Below are 17473 nucleotides of genomic sequence, written 5' to 3' on the forward strand. Positions count from 1 at the left end.
AAGGAGCCATCTGGCTCCTTTTTTGATCGCTATTAAGCGTGAAGTATATTACAGCCAGAACTCACTGATGGGTTGCTCTTCACTGTAATGATGGGCGATTTGCGCTTGCAGTAGCTCTGCGGTAGCAATTGCATCGGTTAATGCATGGTGAGGCGTATAGTCTGGCAGCCCATAACGGCGTCGAGATTGCGCTAGCCGAACCGATTCTGGTTTTTTCCCTTTTAAACGCTCCCAGAGAGAGCCGGAACGTTTCTGTTGAATCGTTTCTTCGAGGTGCAGCGTATCTAAAACAGGAAACTCAATACCTTCCCCTAAACGGCTTTTGAGCGCTTTATCCAGAAACTCTCTCTCGATACGACGGTAATGAACAACAATGATTTTCCCGCTTAAGCATGGTAGCAGCTCGCTTAAGATATCGCCTAAGTCAGGTGCATCGATCAATTCGCTGTGAGTAATACCGTGTATAATGACTGAATCTTCATCGAGTGCACGCTGTGGACGTACCTTCCAATGACGCGAGTTACGTAGGAAAATTCGCTTCAGGTTAAACGGCACCAAACCAATAGTAATGATGTCATGTTTTTCAGGATTCAAACCCGTCGTTTCGAAATCTAACGCCACGAACTCCACCTCAGATAACGGTGTTTCTGGAGCAGGCGGCTTGTTGCTATAAAACGCAATTAAATTCTCATCCTTCGCCATCTCCAGCTTTTGTTCAAACTTCGTTGGCCACTGAATGGTTGGCTTCTGAAAGAGCTTTTTAATCATGCTAAACCTCACTTAAAGCTCTTGTTCGCTTGGTAGCGGAACTTGAGGAAATTTTGACCATTGCTTAGGATCTGGAATGCATCCTTTAGGTTGCGACGTTCAAACTCAGAGAGGTTTTCCGGTTCGATATTGTTATCAGGCTCAATGCCTAGTTCCACATCCGTCGCTTGGTGACGAATACGTACCATGGAAATAAATTCTAACGCGTCTTTTAAGTCTTGTGCTCGACCTTTTGGCAAAATGCCAGCATCAATAATGTCGTCAAGACGCTCAAACGAGTTCTGTGCACGTGAACCAACCGCCAGAGAGTGAACGCGAATTAAGTCGACCAGAGGAGCAGTACCGCGACGTTTGAGGTTGATGGAGTTGTTGTGTCTGCCATCTTTTTCCATCACGAAGTCTTTAAAGAAGCCCAGAGGTGGTGTTCTGTTTAGTGCGTTACGAGCCAAACACGCTAAGAAGCGGTTGTTCTTTCGAGCGCGACGAACAATAAAGCTAGTTAACTGTTCTGCCCATTTTAAGCGGCCATAGACGCCATCCAAGTCGAAAAAGATGGAGGCGTTGAGTAGTGCTTTCGGGTTCGGGTTATCAATCCAGTCAGCAAAACACTCTTCCCACTCTGAACGAGTCATGCGCCATAGTGGGTTGGTTGCCATAATATCGCCTGTGCAATATTTGTAGCCGCAGGCATCTAACCCATCGCTGACGTATTTTGCTAGGGCTTCGAAGTATTTACCATGTTTCTCTTCTTGATAGGTCTCATCTAGAATGATGGCGTTATCTTGGTCAGTCACCAACAGTTGCTCATCTCGCCCCATTGAGCCAAGTGCAAGGAAACAATAAGGAATTGGCGGTGGGCCAAGCTCTTCTTCTGCCATTTCTAGCAGACGCTGTTTGAAGCTTCGGCCAATGACCGACATCGCGCTACCCACCATGTGAGAGTTGGCATCTTCATTGACCAGACGCACGAAGCTGCTTTTCACTTCTTCGGCAACAACGGCTAAATCTTCGATAGTCTGTTGTTGGAAAATACTACTCACCAGCAACAACGAATTCTGAGATTCATAACGAACAATGTCGGTTGTTTCGATAATACCGATTGGTAATTGGTTTTTTACCACTGGTAGGTGATGTACGTTGTAACGCAGCATCGTTAACATTGCTTCATAGATGTAAGCGTTGTGGTCAAGAGACATGACCTCCGTGGTCATCACACTAGACACATCGTCCTGTGGGGACAAACCTTCAGCTAACACACGGGTACACAAATCACGGTCAGTAATGATACCAAGTACTGGGGACTGTGGATCGTCTTCGTCACGAACGAAATCTGGGTCGACGATAAGTAAAGCCGATACGTTGTCATTCGCCATTTGCTGCGCGGCTTGCTGGATTGTCTGACCACGATCAATCGTATGAGCATCGCCAGTCAGCAAGGTTTTCACTTTCGACGTCGTCAGGTCATTGGCGTCTTTGTTTTCTGAAATGGCTTGGCGTAAACGAGCGCTATTTTCAACTTCAACAAAATCCGCAAAGGAATCAAAGTTATCGTAAATTTCTTGGAAAATGTCACCAGGAATACAGTAGAGCAGGGTATCCTCAATGGCTTTTACCGGAAAGCGGACTTTGTTATTGGTGAGCATGCCCATCTGGCCAAATAGGTCACCTTCGTCAAGGCGGTTATACAGCTCACCTTTGCGTCGATAAACTTCAACAACACCGCTTCGCACCACGTATAAATCTTGGATATAGTCTCCAAAATGGATGATGGGGGTATCCTCTCGGTAGTACGAGATTTCGACACTCTCTGTCACCTTGTTTAGTGTTTCTTCAGGGAGTTCATTGAACGGGGGATACTTGGCGAGAAAGTTGTAAATCTCGAGAAGTTCTGCATCCATCGAAGGCGCCTTTTAGTTCGCAAATAATAAAGTAATCTTAACTTAGTTTTAAAACAGAGTCTTATCTGAACCGCGATTTTCGTGCTCAGTCATAAGATTCTGACATATCGCACGATAAGGGAGCTTCATTTTTACTACTATATGGTCACCTCAATTGAAAAAGACGTCGTCGATATGTTTTCTTCGTGATGACTGATTAGATCTTTGGCTGTTTCAGATCGTTATCACGTCTTTAGATGAAGCTATTCTTCTTGAGCCAAGTAGCTCAGGCGATGGAATACAGTGTTTAGATAATTCTCATGAAAGGAAGTCGAATGGTGAGAAATTTATTGCTTGTTTCTTTAGCTGCTTTGCCGGCGATATCAAGCGCAGCGGTCATGGACCAAGCAGAAAAATTTGGGTACGAACACATTCATTTGGATGTTGGTGCCGGAACGACAAACGAAGAATGGTTAGATAACTCTAATGCGACCACAGTTGGACTCGGTGGTAACTATTTGTTTACTGAGAACTGGTTGTTTAATGTTGATTACTCAGCGCAGTTTTTCCATCCGGATGATTTTACTCTTCGCATTGACCGCCTTTTGTTTGGTGGTGGTTACCGTTATGGAGTTACAGAGCAATTCGATATCTACGGGATATATGGAATAGGCGCAATCAAAGCGAAAGCGACGGACGACAAAACGGATAATACGTTGTCTTCCGATAGCGAATTGATTCAAGCTGTAACTGTTGGGGTGAATTACTTGCTCAGTGAAAAGCTTATAGCGACAGCTGAAGTGGAGTTGAACCGTAGTGATATCGTTGATGAGAACAATTTTAAGATCGGTCTTAACTACCAATGGCATAAAGTCATCGGCACTGGTCTTTTTTATCAGTTTAGAGATACTGATTACAGCGGTGAAAGCTCAGATTACGTCAATGAAGTAGGGCTGAGTTTGAAGTTTGTCTACTAGATCGGACGGGTTCGTTTTTGGCGTTAAGTTAAAACAAAAAAGGTCAGCTTATGCTGACCTTTCCTTTTAATAAAGTATGCGACAGTCGATTATAAAACCGCTGCAATGCCTTTACACAGAGGGCCCATATTTGACTTCGTCATACCAGCAACACTGATTCGGCCAGAACCGACAATGTAAATACCGAACTCTTCTTTAAGGCGGTTAACTTGCTCTTTAGAAAGACCAGAGAAAGAGAACATACCATTTTGACGTTCGATGAAACTAAAGTCTGCGTCCACACCCTCTGCTTTTAGTGTCGCTACAAATAGTTCACGCATTTCTTGAATACGGTCACGCATTTCTGCTACTTCAGCTTCCCATTCCGCACGCATTTCGGCGTTGCCAAGAATGTGAGTCACGACAGCGCTGCCGTGTGCAGGTGGGTTAGAGTAGATAGAGCGAATAATGGCTTTAACTTGAGAAAATGCGGTTGTTGCGACTTCTTCTGACTCAGCTACTAACGTGAAGGCACCTACGCGTTCATTGTATAGGCCAAAGTTTTTCGAGAAAGAGCTCGCGACTAGGATTTCTTTGTTGTACTTAGCAAAAGTACGAAGACCTGCAGCATCTTCTTCCACACCTTTAGCAAAGCCTTGGTAGGCGAAGTCGAACAGAGGAAGCAATTTCTTCTCTGCGACAAGTTTCGCCAATGTTTCCCATTCTTCAGCTGTAGGATCGATCCCTGTAGGGTTGTGACAGCAGCCGTGTAGAAGCACGATGTCGCCTTCAGATGCAGATTGAAGATCATTTAGCATCGCATCGAAGTCTTTGTCTTTTGTTTCAGCATTGTAGTAGCTGTATTGTGCCGTTTCGATACCAGCAGCAGTAAATACGCCGTTGTGGTTAGCCCATGTTGGGTTGCTGATCCAGATCTTTACATCGCCTAGTTGACGTTTAATGAACTCGCCGGCAACACGTAGTGCACCAGTACCACCCGGAGCTTGAGCTGTTTTAGCGCGTTTTTCGTTTACAATTTCTGCATCAGAGCCGAAAAGCAGTTTTTGCACTGCAATGCCGTACTCTGCTGTGCCTTCGATGGTTAGGTAAGATTTGGTTTTTTCAGTTTCAACAAGTGCTGCTTCAGCTTTCTTTACTGTCGCAAGAACGGGAGTTTCGCCTTGCTCGTTTTTGTAAATACCTACGCCAAGGTTAATTTTGTCTGCGCGAGCATCTTTTTTAAACTCTTCAGTAAGGCCAAGAATAGGGTCAGCCGGAGCGGCAACTACTTTTTCAAACATAATCTTCATCCATGTTAATCGAAGGGGTGTGCTAACATTTATACCTTTCAGCAATATTGGTTACAACCGTTACTGAAAAGAAAACCTAAAAAAGTTGCGATTTGAAACAGAATTCTAACATAACTAAAGTTTTTGCCATGAAAACGTTTGGTAGGCACAGAGTTTGAAGGGCATTTATGCCATGGTTGGAGAAGTTTTGCACACATCCCAATCGTTTCAATTCAGTGCTTTGCGTTAACGCGTTTATAGTTGTCTTGTGAGGATTTGTTGAGACAAAAACGCCCCACCAAAGGTGGAGCGTTTACTGTTAGAAGTATGGATATCGGTTGGGGTTATTTCTTCAGATTGATTTCCGACTCAACCGCATTGGTTTCGATGTCAGGGTTAGAAGAAAGTTTTTCAGTCGCCCAGTCGTTCATATGCTTTAAGATCGCTTTTAACGCGTGCTTTTCGGTTGGTACTTCTGTCTTTTCAACTTCAAGTTTTTGCTTCGGATGCGTACCCGTCGCATCTTCTGCAACGTGTAACCAATCTGGATGCCAGTAATAAGGTTGGCCGGAAGGAGAGCTCCAAGAATGTACGCCGTTGGATTCACCTTTGTATTTAATATCTTCTTCGTTGTATTTCGCCATTATTGTTTTCTCTCATAATCCATGAGTTGAGGTGTGCATCACCATTACTATTTAAATGTAACAGATGTAATGAAAATTAATGTGATAACAATCGACTTATTTTGCCCTTTGAACGCTATAGAAGATGCGTACTTCTCATTCAGAAGAATTTACTATTTGGCAGGTTTTAGCTTTATTTGTGTTTAAAGCATACAACGATGGATTCGCCTACCTAATGCTATTCATGAACGGTGATAGAGCCTAAACTACTCGTCATTCAAGTGTTTGAGAATCGCCGCTCTTGCATGCTCTTCTGTCGCTGTTTCTCCATCAGGGACTTCAAGGTCAGCCTTTTTGTGTTCACCCAAAGCATCTTCAGCGATATGCAGCCAATCAGGATGCCAATAATAAGGGGTGGTACTGCCAGGATGGTCCCAACTATGTACACCTTTATGTTTTCCGCGATACGAGAGATCGTCCATTGTAAAAACTTTCATCGCTTCCTCCTGATTTAAAGACCGTAGCTCGAAGTGAGTTTAACGAACTCAGTCCAACGTAAAACCTTGGCTTTTAGATATTGCAAAGATGTGAGGCAATATGTGTGTAACAGTCAAAGTATGGGATATAAACGCTCACTTCGTGGCTGAAATATCTATTGATAAGCTTGATAAATTACGTTGCTAAATTGAATACTCCCATATCAGAATGCTGGCGCGAAGTATGCTATGGTGCGGCTGTAAGTGAAATGAGGGAAACATGAACCGATACCGTCAACTGGCTGAGCTGTTCAAAACGCAGATTCAGCAAAATACATGGAGAGCAGGGGAAAAGCTGCCATCAGTGCGTGTAACAAGCCGAAACCATTCTGTCAGCGCAGGTACGGTATTACAAGCTTATCAGCTGCTCGAAGCACAAGGTTGGGTCGCAGCGAAACCTCAGTCTGGATACTTTGTGACTGCGGAGTTGGACCGCTTCGAACCGAGTTCTCCAGCCACTTCCGTTTATCGCTCTAGCATCAACGATGAACTTTACGACTACCTCAAAAATCAGGCCTCACCGAATGCGGTGAAGTTTGGCTCCGCGTTTCCAGACCCAGCATTGTTCCCATTAGAAGCGCTAAACCGCAACCTAGCCAGCTCAGGCAGGAAGATGGGGGCAGAGACGTTATTGGATAACTTGCCGCCGGGCTGTGAGTCTCTACGCCGTTTGATTGCTCAACGGTACATCCAACAAGGTATGGTGTTTACCCATGATGATATTGTCGTTACTTCTGGCGCATTAGAAGCGTTGAATTTGAGCCTTCAGGCCGTGACCCAGCCTGGAGATACTGTTGTAGTTGAATCACCGACGTTTTATGGCGCACTTCAAGCGATTGAACGTTTAGGTCTAAAGGCGATAGAAATAACGGTGGATCCGTTAACTGGACATTCAGTGGATCAAATTGAAGCGACTTTTGCCGACAATGATGTTCGCGCATGTTGGTTAATGACTAACTTTCACAATCCAACAGGAACCTTATTAAGTGACGGGCAGAAGCAACGTATCGTCGAGCTGGCTGATAAATACGATGTGTACTTGATCGAAGATGATGTGTATTCAGAGCTTTATTTTTCTGAAAAAAAGCCAAGCTCACTTAAAGCTTTTGATACACAAGAGCGCGTGTTGCATTGTGGATCATTTTCAAAAAGCCTTTGCCCTGGCTATAGGCTGGGCTGGGTGGTAAACAAACGCTTCAATGAGCAACTTCAAAAGCTGCAACTTATCTCGACGTTGTCAGGCAGTGCACCAATCCAGCAGGGTATCGCGCATTACTTGCAAAACGATAGTTATGATAGCCATCTTAGAAAACTGCGAAAGAATCTTGAGCAGCGGCAATTGGCGTTTATTGAACTGGTTGATAAGTACTTTCCCCAATCGATTCGTTACACGCAACCGGAAGGCGGCTATTTTCTTTGGATAGAACTGCCGAAAACAAAGTGCGGAAAAGCGATTTATCAGAAGTTATTGGAAGCGAACATCACTGTAGCATTTGGTCAGTTGTTTTCTGTCGCTCCAAATTATGAGAACTACCTGAGGCTTAATACATCGTTACCTGTAAATGATGAATTAGAACAAGCCGTGAAGACGGTCGGAGAATTACTTCATTAGCCAACTGTTTACCTGTTTTTTGCTCAAACTGTATCAGTGGACGATACCGAAGCTGTGTTTCAATCATGGGCAGACAACCATTTAGGTTAGGAGCCGTAATGAAAAAGCAGTTGGTAAAGCATGAACTTAGGTTGATGGGTGTTGCTATTTTTAGCGCATTTTTGTTGGTGTTTGCACACTTGATATTGGCGAAATCTTTTTCTCATATGGTTTGGACGGAATACACTGCTGCCGTTATCCCATTTGTGATGTTTGGCTTGTGTGTGGTTGGAGTAAAATACGCAGCGCGAGCAGATGAGGATGACGACGAAAATAACAACTAGAGTGCATACACCGGTTGCTAGAAAATCATTCGTACAAATAAAAGACCTCCACATGGGAGGTCTTTTTAATTCGATATCACTAAAAAGTGATTAGAAGTTCGCAGAGCGAGGAGTACGTGGGAATGGGATCACGTCACGAACGTTGCCCATACCAGTGACGTAAGATACTAGGCGCTCAAAGCCTAGACCGAAGCCTGCGTGTGGCACTGTACCGTATTTACGTAGGTCGCGGTACCAGCTCATATGTTCAGGATCGATACCCACTTCACGCATACGTGCATCTAGAATGTCTAGGCGCTCTTCACGCTGAGAACCACCGATGATTTCGCCGATGCCCGGTGCTAGAACGTCCATCGCTGCAACTGTTTTACCGTCATCGTTAGCACGCATGTAGAATGCTTTGATGTCTTTCGGGTAGTTCTTAACGATTACAGGTGCTTTGAAGTGTTCTTCAGCAAGGAAACGCTCGTGCTCAGAAGACATATCGATACCCCATTCAACTGGGAATTCGAACTCACGACCTGAATCAAGAAGGATCTGGATTGCGTCAGTGTAGTCAACCTGCGCGAAGTCAGAAGAAACGAACTGCTCTAGACGAGTGATTGCTTCTTTGTCGATGCGTTGAGCGAAGAACTCAAGGTCATCACGACACTCTGCAAGCACCGCTTTAAACACGTACTTGAGCATGTCTTCAGCCAGTTTCGCTACATCATCCAGTTCTGCGAACGCAACTTCAGGCTCAACCATCCAGAATTCTGCTAGGTGGCGGCTTGTGTTTGAGTTTTCAGCACGGAAAGTAGGGCCGAAAGTGTAAACTTTGCTTAGTGCACAAGCGTAAGCTTCTGCGTTTAGCTGACCAGATACGGTTAGGAACGTCTCTTTACCGAAGAAGTCTTCGTTGTAGTCCACTTTACCAGCATCAGTGCGAGGAAGGTTTTCCATGTCTAGCGTAGATACGCGGAACATTTCACCAGCGCCTTCAGCATCTGAAGCCGTGATCAACGGCGCAGATACCCAGAAGTAACCTTGCTCGTGGTAGAAGCGGTGGATTGCTTGAGATAGGCAGTTACGTACACGTGCTACTGCACCGATTACGTTTGTGCGCGGACGTAGGTGCGCAACTTCACGTAGGTACTCGATAGAGTGACGAGTTTTTGCCATTGGGTAAGTGTCAGCATCTTCAACCCAGCCAACAACTTTAACGTCAGTTGCTGCTAGTTCGAAGTCTTGACCTTTCGCAGGAGAGGCAACAATCTTACCAGTTACTTCAACAGAGCAGCCAGTCGTTAGCTTAAGTACTTCGTTGTCGTAATTATTAAGATTATTAGGGACCACGGCCTGAATCGGGTCGAAACAAGAGCCGTCATAAATGGCAAGGAAAGAGATTCCAGCTTTGGAATCACGACGTGAACGGATCCAGCCACGAACAGTTACTTCACTGTCTACTGCTAGCTGACCTTTCAAAACGTCTGATACAGGCGCGTAAGTCATGTTTTCAATATTCTCCATTGAGGTAAAAATTCAACTCAACACTTAAAAGTGCCTGTCTCACAACAAAATTGTTTAAAAAACAAGCTAAGCGCTGAGTTGGGTAGCATTTTACAGATTCAACGAGACATATTACCTGTCAATTCGCTCGCATCAACCTTTATATTCGTTTTGATGGGGAGAATCTCTCTATTTATTCACTCTTTTGTGCTCTGAAAGTGTGAATTGGTTTAGTAATTGCTCTAAACGTTCGGATAGATGCTCTAAATCAACACTAATATCACGCGTGTGCGATGCTGATTGCGATGTGTCGTTAGCATGCAGTGTGATCACATCTATTTTAGACTGAATATGCTGACTTACATCAGATGTGGTTTGCGTCTGGTTTTGGATATCTTCTGCATGTCTGAGCACTTGGCGCATTTCGTCAACAACGTTATGCATTGTGGCTGATAGTGCCTCGACATCGACAGAGCGTTGATGAGCAAACTGGCAGACGGTATCAACAGAAGTTAATGACTCTTCACTTCCTTGCTGGAATTGAGAAATGATATGTTCAATATTACCAGTGGCTTCAGCCGTCCTAGAAGCCAGGTTACGCACTTCTTCCGCGACGACCGCAAAACCGCGTCCTTGCTCTCCGGCACGGGCGGCTTCGATAGCAGCATTCAACGCGAGCAGATTGGTTTGTTCTGCAATACCCTTAATAACCACAAGAATGGACGACACTTCTTCGGTTCTTTGATTTAGAGAGCTGATTTTTTCCCGTACGGTATCAATGTTACTTACTAGTTGTTTGATGTCTTCACTGACGTTGTGTGCTTGGCTTGCACTATGAGTGGCGACATCAACGGTGTGATTGACCAAAACAGTAGCGTTGTTAGTCGAGTCCTCAACCGCAGTTTGTTGCTGCAACATATCGGTGATATTACTTTGTACTTCGTTGGTCTCTAGCTGTTGGTTATTGGCCGCTTTATCTGTGGACTGCGCGACAGCAGTTAGTTTACTCGCGGAGTCGGCAAGTGAGTGAGAGGTGTCTTGCACACGTTCTAAGCTTTCGGAGACCGTATCCATGAATGAATTGATTGCAGTAGAAAGTTGGCCCACTTCATCCTGTTGGTGATGCATAAGTCGTTGAGATAGATCTTTGCTATGGCTCACATTCGACATGAATTTCGACGTTCTTTGAATTGGTCGTACAATGATTTTCTGAATCAAACTCATCGTTATGATGAAGCCCACAAATGCGATTACGGCCATTATTCCCATCGCAAACATTGCCTGTTTACTGATCATTGAATTGACATGATTCATGTTGTATTCCAAGCGAATCGCGCCCAACACTTCTCCTGCTGGTGCAACGTGGCAAGAAACGCAGTTGGTGCCACGGTAATTTTCGCTCGATTTCATTGGTAGCGCGACTACTAACCCTTTGCCCCAATCGGCTGAGATTGGTTCAATCACCAGTTCACCATTCAACGCTCGTTGATCAATATCATCGACAGGCTGCTGGTTTTGTTGCCCAGGTCCGTAAAGTTTGGTCACAGTATCAGCTCGCAACACGCGAACTGCTTCAATGCCTTCTTGGGCCAGGGCTTTTTGACGTAAGGTTTCTTTTTGCGACATGGTGCCCGTAAGCATCATCATATTTAGGCTATCGAAATAATTGCTAGCCTTATCATGGAGTTGTTCACTAAGAACATCATTGATTAAGGTTTTTTGTTGATGGTATTGGTAAGCCGTAGAGGCAGCTAGAACGCAGCTGAAGACAGCAATTAACGCCAGTAAGAGCTTAAAAGTGATAGTTGAGCGCATAAATTTATAAGTGTAATTGGAACGAACTGCACAATACTAATGTGCACAAATGCGCACTGCGAACAACGAAATGAATGATTGTGACCCCACACATGTTGGGGATATGTAATTGTGATGTGAGTGCTGTGTAATCAAATGTTTGGCGCGTGACAGAAATACGGCGCTTTGGTATGAGTGATAGCAAAGAGGCCAGGAACAAGCGGAAGTTTTTGCTACGCTTGTATGGGGTAACGCTTGTCTCTTGGCAGCGAATTCCTTAGTATTGCCTGTCTTTTTAAAGCCTGAGAATCAAGATGAAAACAGAATTATACAAAGAGTTTATGTTCGAAGCAGCACACCATTTGCCACACGTACCAGAAGGTCACAAGTGTGGTCGTTTGCACGGACACTCTTTCCTTGTTCGTCTTTATGTAGAAGGTGAAGTTGATCCACATACAGGTTGGGTAGTGGATTTTGCAGAGATCAAAGCTGCATTTAAACCGATTTACAATCGCTTAGACCATTACTACCTAAACGACATTGAAGGGTTAGAGAACCCGACTAGCGAAGTGTTAGCAAAATGGATTTGGCAGCAGCTTAAGCCAAGCTTACCACTGCTAAGTAAAGTAGAAATCAAAGAAACGTGCACAGCTGGTTGTATTTACAAAGGCGAATAAGTCACTTTCTATTGAGCATTAAACAAAGGCAAGCGAGAAGCTTGCCTTTGTTGTATCTGAATGGCCCAATTTTGATTATGCTTCACCAGCTAGCTTAATGGGTGTCGTAGAATCCATTCTTTTTCATTATCACCCAATGTTGTTTCCTCTGTATTAATGAATCCGCACGCATCAAAAAAACTGATAGCGTATTGCTGACTTTGTGGGACAGTGGCGCAAAGAGAGGTGCTTTTAGGGTTAATGGTATACGCATAAAGGAACAGTTTACGCAATGCCTCACTCCCAACCCCTTGACGTTGGAAACGTTGATCAATCATCAAGTATTTAAGCTCCAGTTCGTATCGTTTAGCAAACGGCGCATGTTGGGAGAAACCTTTATCGATAACAAGGTAGCCTACTAATAGATCATCAGAATAAATCGTAAAGAACGCCTCTGACTTACTACGTTTTTGATAAGCCATTTCAAACGGTGTAAAAAATCCTTTTTGCTCTTCTTGCACATCCAATTGCATCAAACTTGAAAAATCTTTCAGTTTGGTGGGTTTAATCGCAATCATCGCTCAATCACAAATTGGCGGCATACCTTTATGCCACCACGAGTTTTTATAGAGTATTAAATCTATTTTAAGTAACTAACCGAGTGAAGAAAAGCTAGCAATGAAGAGGGTAATAATAACCTTGGTGAATATAGGCGCCCAATGTTGTGAGTAAGTGAGCACTGTCTGCCGTTTCTACGCCTTCAACAATGACCGTGCAGCGATACGTATTGCCCATAGCAATTAACTGACGCAAGGTTTCTATCTTTTTATCATCAGATTTTAGGCCAATAACAAATTCTCGGTCGATTTTGAGGTAGTCCGGATTCAGCTTGCTGATAAGCGCCACATTATTATTGCCGGTGCCAAAGTCATCAATACTGATTTTACAATCCAGTGCTTTTAGTTTCGCGACATTGCCATAAATCTCAGAGGTATAATACATCGATGCATTTTCTGTGATTTCGATTGTCAGCAAACGGCAATCCCGATTAGATAGCTCTCTATATAGGATTGAAAAGTTACGCCCTCGCAGCAAAGAAGGACAAACGTTAATGCTGATAGGGATGGGCAACGCTTTTTGTTTGGTGTAGATGGAATCAATCACCAGTAAGGTATGAGTTAGCAGCAATCCATTGCGGATCAGTGTTTCAATAAACCGTTGCGTATTTTTTACCTTAAACCGGGAGAGGGCTTCGTAGTGCACAATCTTTTGTGCCGACGTGTTATAAATCGGTTCCAGTTTTATTTTGAATTGTCGAATTGCGCACAAGTAAGCCATAAAGGCTTGTAGGGAGCGGTGACGCAGTATAATGAGAAAAAGTAAGCTCAGTAGAATGATACTTTGAAACGGTCCAGAGATGTAATACACCTCTTTATAGCCACTATTCTTTACGTGATAATTGAAGAAGCGTTCATTGGTGTTACCAATCTCTAACGATGTTCCGGTATTCGTTGATAGCTTCATACCGGAAAGAAAAAAACGTGAAATATGATTTTCAACATTGTCGGATAAGTTAATGTTTTTAACACGAACCAAAACAGTTGCGTTATTTAAGTCAAATGATTGGGTCGTGTAATTGCTATTGTTACTCCACTCTTCAAACGCTTTTTTGCTGACAGGGACAACGGTTTCTGGAGTGACTAAGCATCGAATATTGAAACGATCTAGCATCATGCTCGATTCCACCAACTTCACATTATCAAATAGTGACTTCAGTTCGCTTTCATTAGCAAAGCAACTCCTGCGGGAAAGGTTCTCTGCAATTTCGAAGGCGTTATCCAGATAATTATGTTTAACGATGCTGTTTATCGCGTAGTAACAGATAGCAAAGAAAATGATCGCAGTGATCAACACAACCCACATTGCTTCTGAATAGATCTTTTTATTACGCAGGCAAATACGAAGCGCTTTGCGAAGACTATTGGTTGTGTATTGATTGATCTTCTGTTGATGTTCGATGCCATTCTGATGGTTGTTTTGCATAGTAAAAGGGATGAAGTATCCGGTCCGGTGAATGTTTTCGATAATGTTTTTGTTAGTGGTTAAATGTTCTTCCGTGAGCTTGCGAAATTTCTTTCTTAGAGCGGCCACCGCGTTTTTAAAGCCATTTTCAGGCAGTGTCATTTTGTATTGTTGAGTGATTTTGCTTTCTATTAACCGCTGACTAATCGGCGTATTTAAACTGCCGTATGTGGCGATAGTTGACAGAATGGCGTACTCATTTGGGTTGACAGGAATGGAGTGGTGGAGTGACTGATTGAGCTCTAGAGATATTTCGTTTTCGGACAAGCAAACGCAGATTTGGTTTCCAATTTCAAACCTAATCATGTGTTGATGTGCTCCAAGTTTAATTTTTGGCTACGTTATCAATAAAGCTAGGGAAGAGATGTGATTTTTTACTGAGATATCCATAATATTTGGATATATTCAACGTTTTAGGTTTTTTTTACTTGTCCTGATAACGCATTCTCCTGGGTTTTTGGGGTATAAAAAAACCCGAGCATAAACTCGGGTTTTGATTGGTATTCAGAAAGGCGTGTTAGCAAATCACTTTGATTGCTAGACCACCTTGAGATGTTTCGCGGTATTTCGCGTTCATGTCTTTACCTGTTTCTAGCATGGTTTCGATAACCTTATCTAGAGAAACAGTTGGAGCTGAAGAGCGACGTAGTGCCATACGAGTAGAGTTGATTGCTTTTACTGCCGCAATACCGTTACGCTCGATACATGGAACCTGAACCTGACCTGCAACTGGGTCACACGTTAGACCTAAGTTGTGCTCCATTGCGATTTCTGCTGCCATACATACTTGCTCTGGGCTACCACCCATAAGCTCAGCAAGGCCTGCTGCTGCCATAGAACATGCCACGCCAACTTCACCCTGACAGCCAACCTCTGCGCCAGAGATAGACGCGTTACGCTTGTAAAGACCTCCGATTGCGCCAGAAGCTGCAAAGTAACGGATGTAATCTTTTTCAGTCACAGTTTGGATGAACTTATCGTAGTAAGCCAGTACCGCAGGGATGATGCCACACGCACCGTTAGTTGGTGCCGTTACTACGCGGCCACCAGCTGCGTTCTCTTCGTTTACTGCGAAAGCAAACATGTTTACCCAATCAACAACAGACATTGGGTCGTTTGTTGTCTTTTCTGAAGTAAGTAGCTGCTGGCGAAGTGCTGCTGCACGGCGAGGCACACGCAGTGGACCAGGCAAAATACCTTCTTCATTCATACCGCGATCCATACACTCGCGCATTGTGCGCCAGATGTTCGCGAAATAAGTACGAGTTTCTTCATCTGAATGAAGCGCATGCTCATTCTTCATGGTTAGTGCGCTGATGGACAATCCACTTTCGTGGCATTGGTTAACCAGTTCCTCTGCCGTTGTAAACGGGTAAGGTACTTTTACTGGGTTCTCAGCTTCTTTACCGAAATTTTCTTCATCAACGATGAAACCACCGCCGATAGAGTAGTAAGTTTTTGAGTACGCTTTTTCGTCATCAATCCAAGCGTGGATCTGCATGCCGTTTTCGTGTAGCTCTAGGTTTGTTTTGTGGAAGTTCATTCCACCTTCACGTGGGAACGATACTGTGTGACAGTGCATGCCAACAGGAAGGCGTTCAGTTTCTTCTACACGAGCGATAAAGCCCGGGATAGAATCGATATCAACTTTCTCAGGAGTGTTGCCTGCAAGACCCATGATGATAGCAATATCTGTGTGGTGACCTTTCCCTGTCAGTGATAGTGATCCATAAACGTCAACGGTGATTTTAGTGATGTCGCGCAGTTTTCCCATTGCACGAAGATCATCAATAAACTCTTTACCCGCTTTCATTGGGCCTACAGTGTGTGAGCTTGAAGGTCCAACACCGATTTTATAGATATCAAAAACACTAATCATATCGATTACCTCAGAAGAAAGCCTCCCAAGGGGAGTTGGGAGGCTTAATTTTATCGTTATATTTTTGGATTAATCATACTGCACTGGGCAGAGGTGATTAAAGAGCGCCGTAGATTACAGAACTAATTGCAGCAAGACCACAGATTGCTGTGAAAATTTGCACAGGTGCTGAAGTTTTGTACTTAGCCATCGCAGGAACTTTTTGCATTGCGAAGATTGGCATCAAGAATAGGATTGCCGCAATCATCGGTGCACCCATTGTTTCAATCATACCTAGGATGCTTGGGTTAACGATAGCAACGATCCAAGTTGTGATTACAATGAAGATTAGAGACATCTTCTCGATCTTGCTTACTGGTGATTTTGAACGAGATTTCACTAGACCAACTAGACCTTCGTGCGCACCTAAGAAGTGGCCAAAGTAGCTAGAGGTGATCGCTGCGAAAGCAACCAATGGACCCATGTAAGAGATCAGTGGAGATTCATGCACGTTTGCTAGGTAAGAAAGAACAGAGATGTTTTGCTCTTGCGCTGTTGCTAGTTGCTCTGGAGACAGAGAAAGTACAACAGAGAAAACGAAGAACATAACAAAGCCCATCAGCATCATTGCTGCGCCACCAGTGATAGCGTCAGTTTTCTTAACTGCGTCATCACCATATACACGACGTTGCTCTTTAGAGAACTGAGAAATGATTGGGCTGTGGTTGAAAGAGAACACAATAACAGGGATTGCTAGCCATACGATAGCTGGCATTGCACCCCAGTCAGGCGACACTTCCATCATTGAAGTGTTCCAACCAGGAATTAGGTATACAGACAATGCTAGTAGGATGAACACGAGAGGGTAAACCATTGCTGAAGTTGCTTTCAGCATAAGCTCTTTACCGAATACTACACCTGCTGTCATTGCAGCAATAAGCGCACCAGAAAGTAGCCAGCGAGGAATAGATTCCATGCCCATTTGGTTAACTAGGAAAGAGTCAACTGTGTTTGTGATACCAACACCGTAGATAAGTACGATTGGGTAGATAGCGAAGAAGTAAGCGAACGTAATAAGGTTTGCGCCAGTCTTACCAAAGTGCTCTTCTACTGTGTCGGTGATGTCCGCTTCAGGGTTTTTCGCAGAAAGAACGAAACGAGCTAAAGATTTGTGTGCGAACCAAGTCATTGGTGCTGCGATTAGGGCTAGGATTACTAATGGCCAAAAGCCACCTGCACCTGCTTTAATAGGAAGGAACAGTACACCTGCACCTACTGCCGTACCAAAAAGGGACAGACACCAGGTAAAGTCTTTGTAAGAAAACTTACTAGACGATTGTGCGGTAGAAACCGCAGAAGTAGTTGTATTCATTTTTTAGTTACTCATTTTGGGAACAGGAAATAAGTCGGGAGTAATTTTGCAAGATTTTACACTAGGAAAATTAGATCTAAATCATTTATTGCTTACGCTTATTGAATGATATGTCAAAAACCTGCTTTTTATCACGAAAATGATGTGCTACTCGTGATTTCTGCTAATGAGTAAAATTAGAAAAACTTATCAATAGGGCTGTTTGTATAAATTTATTTCACCGCAAGCGTTTGCGGTGA

Annotated in this window: 15 protein-coding genes; 4 read left to right on the plus strand and 11 right to left on the minus strand. The window is 43.7% G+C overall.

Annotation, left to right across the window (positions count from 1 at the left end; genetic code table 11):
• Positions 1-48: 48 nt before the first annotated feature.
• Together R7D93_RS05945 and R7D93_RS05950 are read right to left on the minus strand one after the other, a co-directional pair.
• Positions 49-768, minus strand: coding sequence for a 3'-5' exonuclease (locus R7D93_RS05945; protein ID WP_005376881.1), 720 nt, complete (start codon positions 766-768; stop codon positions 49-51).
• A gap of 8 nt (positions 769-776) precedes the next feature.
• Complete coding sequence (locus R7D93_RS05950; RefSeq protein WP_033905640.1) at positions 777-2666, minus strand: DUF294 nucleotidyltransferase-like domain-containing protein; 1890 nt, start codon at positions 2664-2666, stop codon at positions 777-779.
• Positions 2667-2980: 314 nt separating this feature from the next.
• Here R7D93_RS05950 and R7D93_RS05955 point away from each other — a divergent pair, with 314 nt between their 5' ends.
• Positions 2981-3622 carry an outer membrane beta-barrel protein gene (locus R7D93_RS05955; RefSeq protein WP_053350678.1) on the plus strand — a complete coding sequence of 214 codons (642 nt, stop codon included), beginning with the start codon at positions 2981-2983 and terminating at the stop codon, positions 3620-3622.
• Between the two features lie 89 nt (positions 3623-3711).
• Here R7D93_RS05955 and R7D93_RS05960 read toward each other — a convergent pair whose 3' ends face one another.
• From R7D93_RS05960 to R7D93_RS05970, 3 genes are all read right to left on the minus strand, one after another.
• Complete coding sequence (locus R7D93_RS05960) at positions 3712-4902, minus strand: amino acid aminotransferase (RefSeq protein WP_017636105.1); 1191 nt, start codon at positions 4900-4902, stop codon at positions 3712-3714.
• A gap of 332 nt (positions 4903-5234) precedes the next feature.
• Positions 5235-5534, minus strand: a complete 300-nt coding sequence (locus R7D93_RS05965) for a hypothetical protein (protein WP_005376885.1) — start codon at positions 5532-5534, stop codon at positions 5235-5237.
• Positions 5535-5779: 245 nt separating this feature from the next.
• Positions 5780-6010 carry a hypothetical protein gene (locus R7D93_RS05970; RefSeq protein WP_213868132.1) on the minus strand — a complete coding sequence of 77 codons (231 nt, stop codon included), beginning with the start codon at positions 6008-6010 and terminating at the stop codon, positions 5780-5782.
• A gap of 259 nt (positions 6011-6269) precedes the next feature.
• On the opposite strand from R7D93_RS05970, the gene R7D93_RS05975 reads away from it, so the two are divergent.
• Positions 6270-7661, plus strand: coding sequence for a PLP-dependent aminotransferase family protein (locus R7D93_RS05975; RefSeq protein ID WP_154204464.1), 1392 nt, complete (start codon positions 6270-6272; stop codon positions 7659-7661).
• A 98-nt stretch (positions 7662-7759) separates the two neighbouring features.
• Positions 7760-7984, plus strand: a complete 225-nt coding sequence (locus R7D93_RS05980) for a hypothetical protein (RefSeq protein ID WP_017636102.1) — start codon at positions 7760-7762, stop codon at positions 7982-7984.
• A 90-nt stretch (positions 7985-8074) separates the two neighbouring features.
• Here R7D93_RS05980 and asnS read toward each other — a convergent pair whose 3' ends face one another.
• The gene (gene asnS, locus R7D93_RS05985) at positions 8075-9475 is read right to left on the minus strand and encodes an asparagine--tRNA ligase (RefSeq protein ID WP_213868133.1); all 1401 of its coding nucleotides are present in this window, start codon (positions 9473-9475) and stop codon (positions 8075-8077) included.
• A gap of 186 nt (positions 9476-9661) precedes the next feature.
• Complete coding sequence (locus tag R7D93_RS05990; protein ID WP_025767294.1) at positions 9662-11287, minus strand: methyl-accepting chemotaxis protein; 1626 nt, start codon at positions 11285-11287, stop codon at positions 9662-9664.
• Between the two features lie 293 nt (positions 11288-11580).
• On the opposite strand from R7D93_RS05990, the gene queD reads away from it, so the two are divergent.
• Positions 11581-11943, plus strand: a complete 363-nt coding sequence (gene queD / locus R7D93_RS05995; RefSeq protein ID WP_005376896.1) for a 6-carboxytetrahydropterin synthase QueD — start codon at positions 11581-11583, stop codon at positions 11941-11943.
• A gap of 89 nt (positions 11944-12032) precedes the next feature.
• Here queD and R7D93_RS06000 read toward each other — a convergent pair whose 3' ends face one another.
• From R7D93_RS06000 to R7D93_RS06015, 4 genes are all read right to left on the minus strand, one after another.
• Positions 12033-12500: a GNAT family N-acetyltransferase gene (locus R7D93_RS06000; RefSeq protein ID WP_017636099.1), complete on the minus strand. Its 468-nt coding sequence runs from the start codon at positions 12498-12500 to the stop codon at positions 12033-12035.
• Between the two features lie 94 nt (positions 12501-12594).
• Positions 12595-14310 (minus strand): EAL domain-containing protein, encoded by a 1716-nt coding sequence (locus R7D93_RS06005; protein WP_138940463.1) that lies wholly within the window; start codon positions 14308-14310, stop codon positions 12595-12597.
• Between the two features lie 211 nt (positions 14311-14521).
• Complete coding sequence (locus tag R7D93_RS06010) at positions 14522-15883, minus strand: L-serine ammonia-lyase (protein WP_005376899.1); 1362 nt, start codon at positions 15881-15883, stop codon at positions 14522-14524.
• Positions 15884-15980: 97 nt separating this feature from the next.
• Positions 15981-17234 carry an aromatic amino acid transport family protein gene (locus tag R7D93_RS06015; protein ID WP_005388284.1) on the minus strand — a complete coding sequence of 418 codons (1254 nt, stop codon included), beginning with the start codon at positions 17232-17234 and terminating at the stop codon, positions 15981-15983.
• Positions 17235-17473: the final 239 nt, after the last annotated feature.

Source organism: Vibrio sp. YT-15, from assembly GCF_033337445.1.
In the GTDB taxonomy this organism is placed as follows: domain Bacteria; phylum Pseudomonadota; class Gammaproteobacteria; order Enterobacterales; family Vibrionaceae; genus Vibrio; species Vibrio alginolyticus.

Excerpts from the sequence above, each read along its gene's own strand:
- R7D93_RS05945 (WP_005376881.1), bottom strand. The coding sequence starts at position 768 with ATGATTAAAAAGCTCTTTCAGAAGCCAACCATTCAGTGGCCAACGAAG.
- R7D93_RS05950 (WP_033905640.1), bottom strand. The coding sequence starts at position 2,666 with ATGGATGCAGAACTTCTCGAGATTTACAACTTTCTCGCCAAGTATCCC.
- R7D93_RS05955 (WP_053350678.1), top strand. The coding sequence starts at position 2,981 with ATGGTGAGAAATTTATTGCTTGTTTCTTTAGCTGCTTTGCCGGCGATA.
- R7D93_RS05960 (WP_017636105.1), bottom strand. The coding sequence starts at position 4,902 with ATGTTTGAAAAAGTAGTTGCCGCTCCGGCTGACCCTATTCTTGGCCTT.
- R7D93_RS05965 (WP_005376885.1), bottom strand. The coding sequence starts at position 5,534 with ATGGCGAAATACAACGAAGAAGATATTAAATACAAAGGTGAATCCAAC.
- R7D93_RS05970 (WP_213868132.1), bottom strand. The coding sequence starts at position 6,010 with ATGAAAGTTTTTACAATGGACGATCTCTCGTATCGCGGAAAACATAAA.
- R7D93_RS05975 (WP_154204464.1), top strand. The coding sequence starts at position 6,270 with ATGAACCGATACCGTCAACTGGCTGAGCTGTTCAAAACGCAGATTCAG.
- R7D93_RS05980 (WP_017636102.1), top strand. The coding sequence starts at position 7,760 with ATGAAAAAGCAGTTGGTAAAGCATGAACTTAGGTTGATGGGTGTTGCT.
- asnS (WP_213868133.1), bottom strand. The coding sequence starts at position 9,475 with ATGACTTACGCGCCTGTATCAGACGTTTTGAAAGGTCAGCTAGCAGTA.
- R7D93_RS05990 (WP_025767294.1), bottom strand. The coding sequence starts at position 11,287 with ATGCGCTCAACTATCACTTTTAAGCTCTTACTGGCGTTAATTGCTGTC.
- queD (WP_005376896.1), top strand. The coding sequence starts at position 11,581 with ATGAAAACAGAATTATACAAAGAGTTTATGTTCGAAGCAGCACACCAT.
- R7D93_RS06000 (WP_017636099.1), bottom strand. The coding sequence starts at position 12,500 with ATGATTGCGATTAAACCCACCAAACTGAAAGATTTTTCAAGTTTGATG.
- R7D93_RS06005 (WP_138940463.1), bottom strand. The coding sequence starts at position 14,310 with ATGATTAGGTTTGAAATTGGAAACCAAATCTGCGTTTGCTTGTCCGAA.
- R7D93_RS06010 (WP_005376899.1), bottom strand. The coding sequence starts at position 15,883 with ATGATTAGTGTTTTTGATATCTATAAAATCGGTGTTGGACCTTCAAGC.
- R7D93_RS06015 (WP_005388284.1), bottom strand. The coding sequence starts at position 17,234 with ATGAATACAACTACTTCTGCGGTTTCTACCGCACAATCGTCTAGTAAG.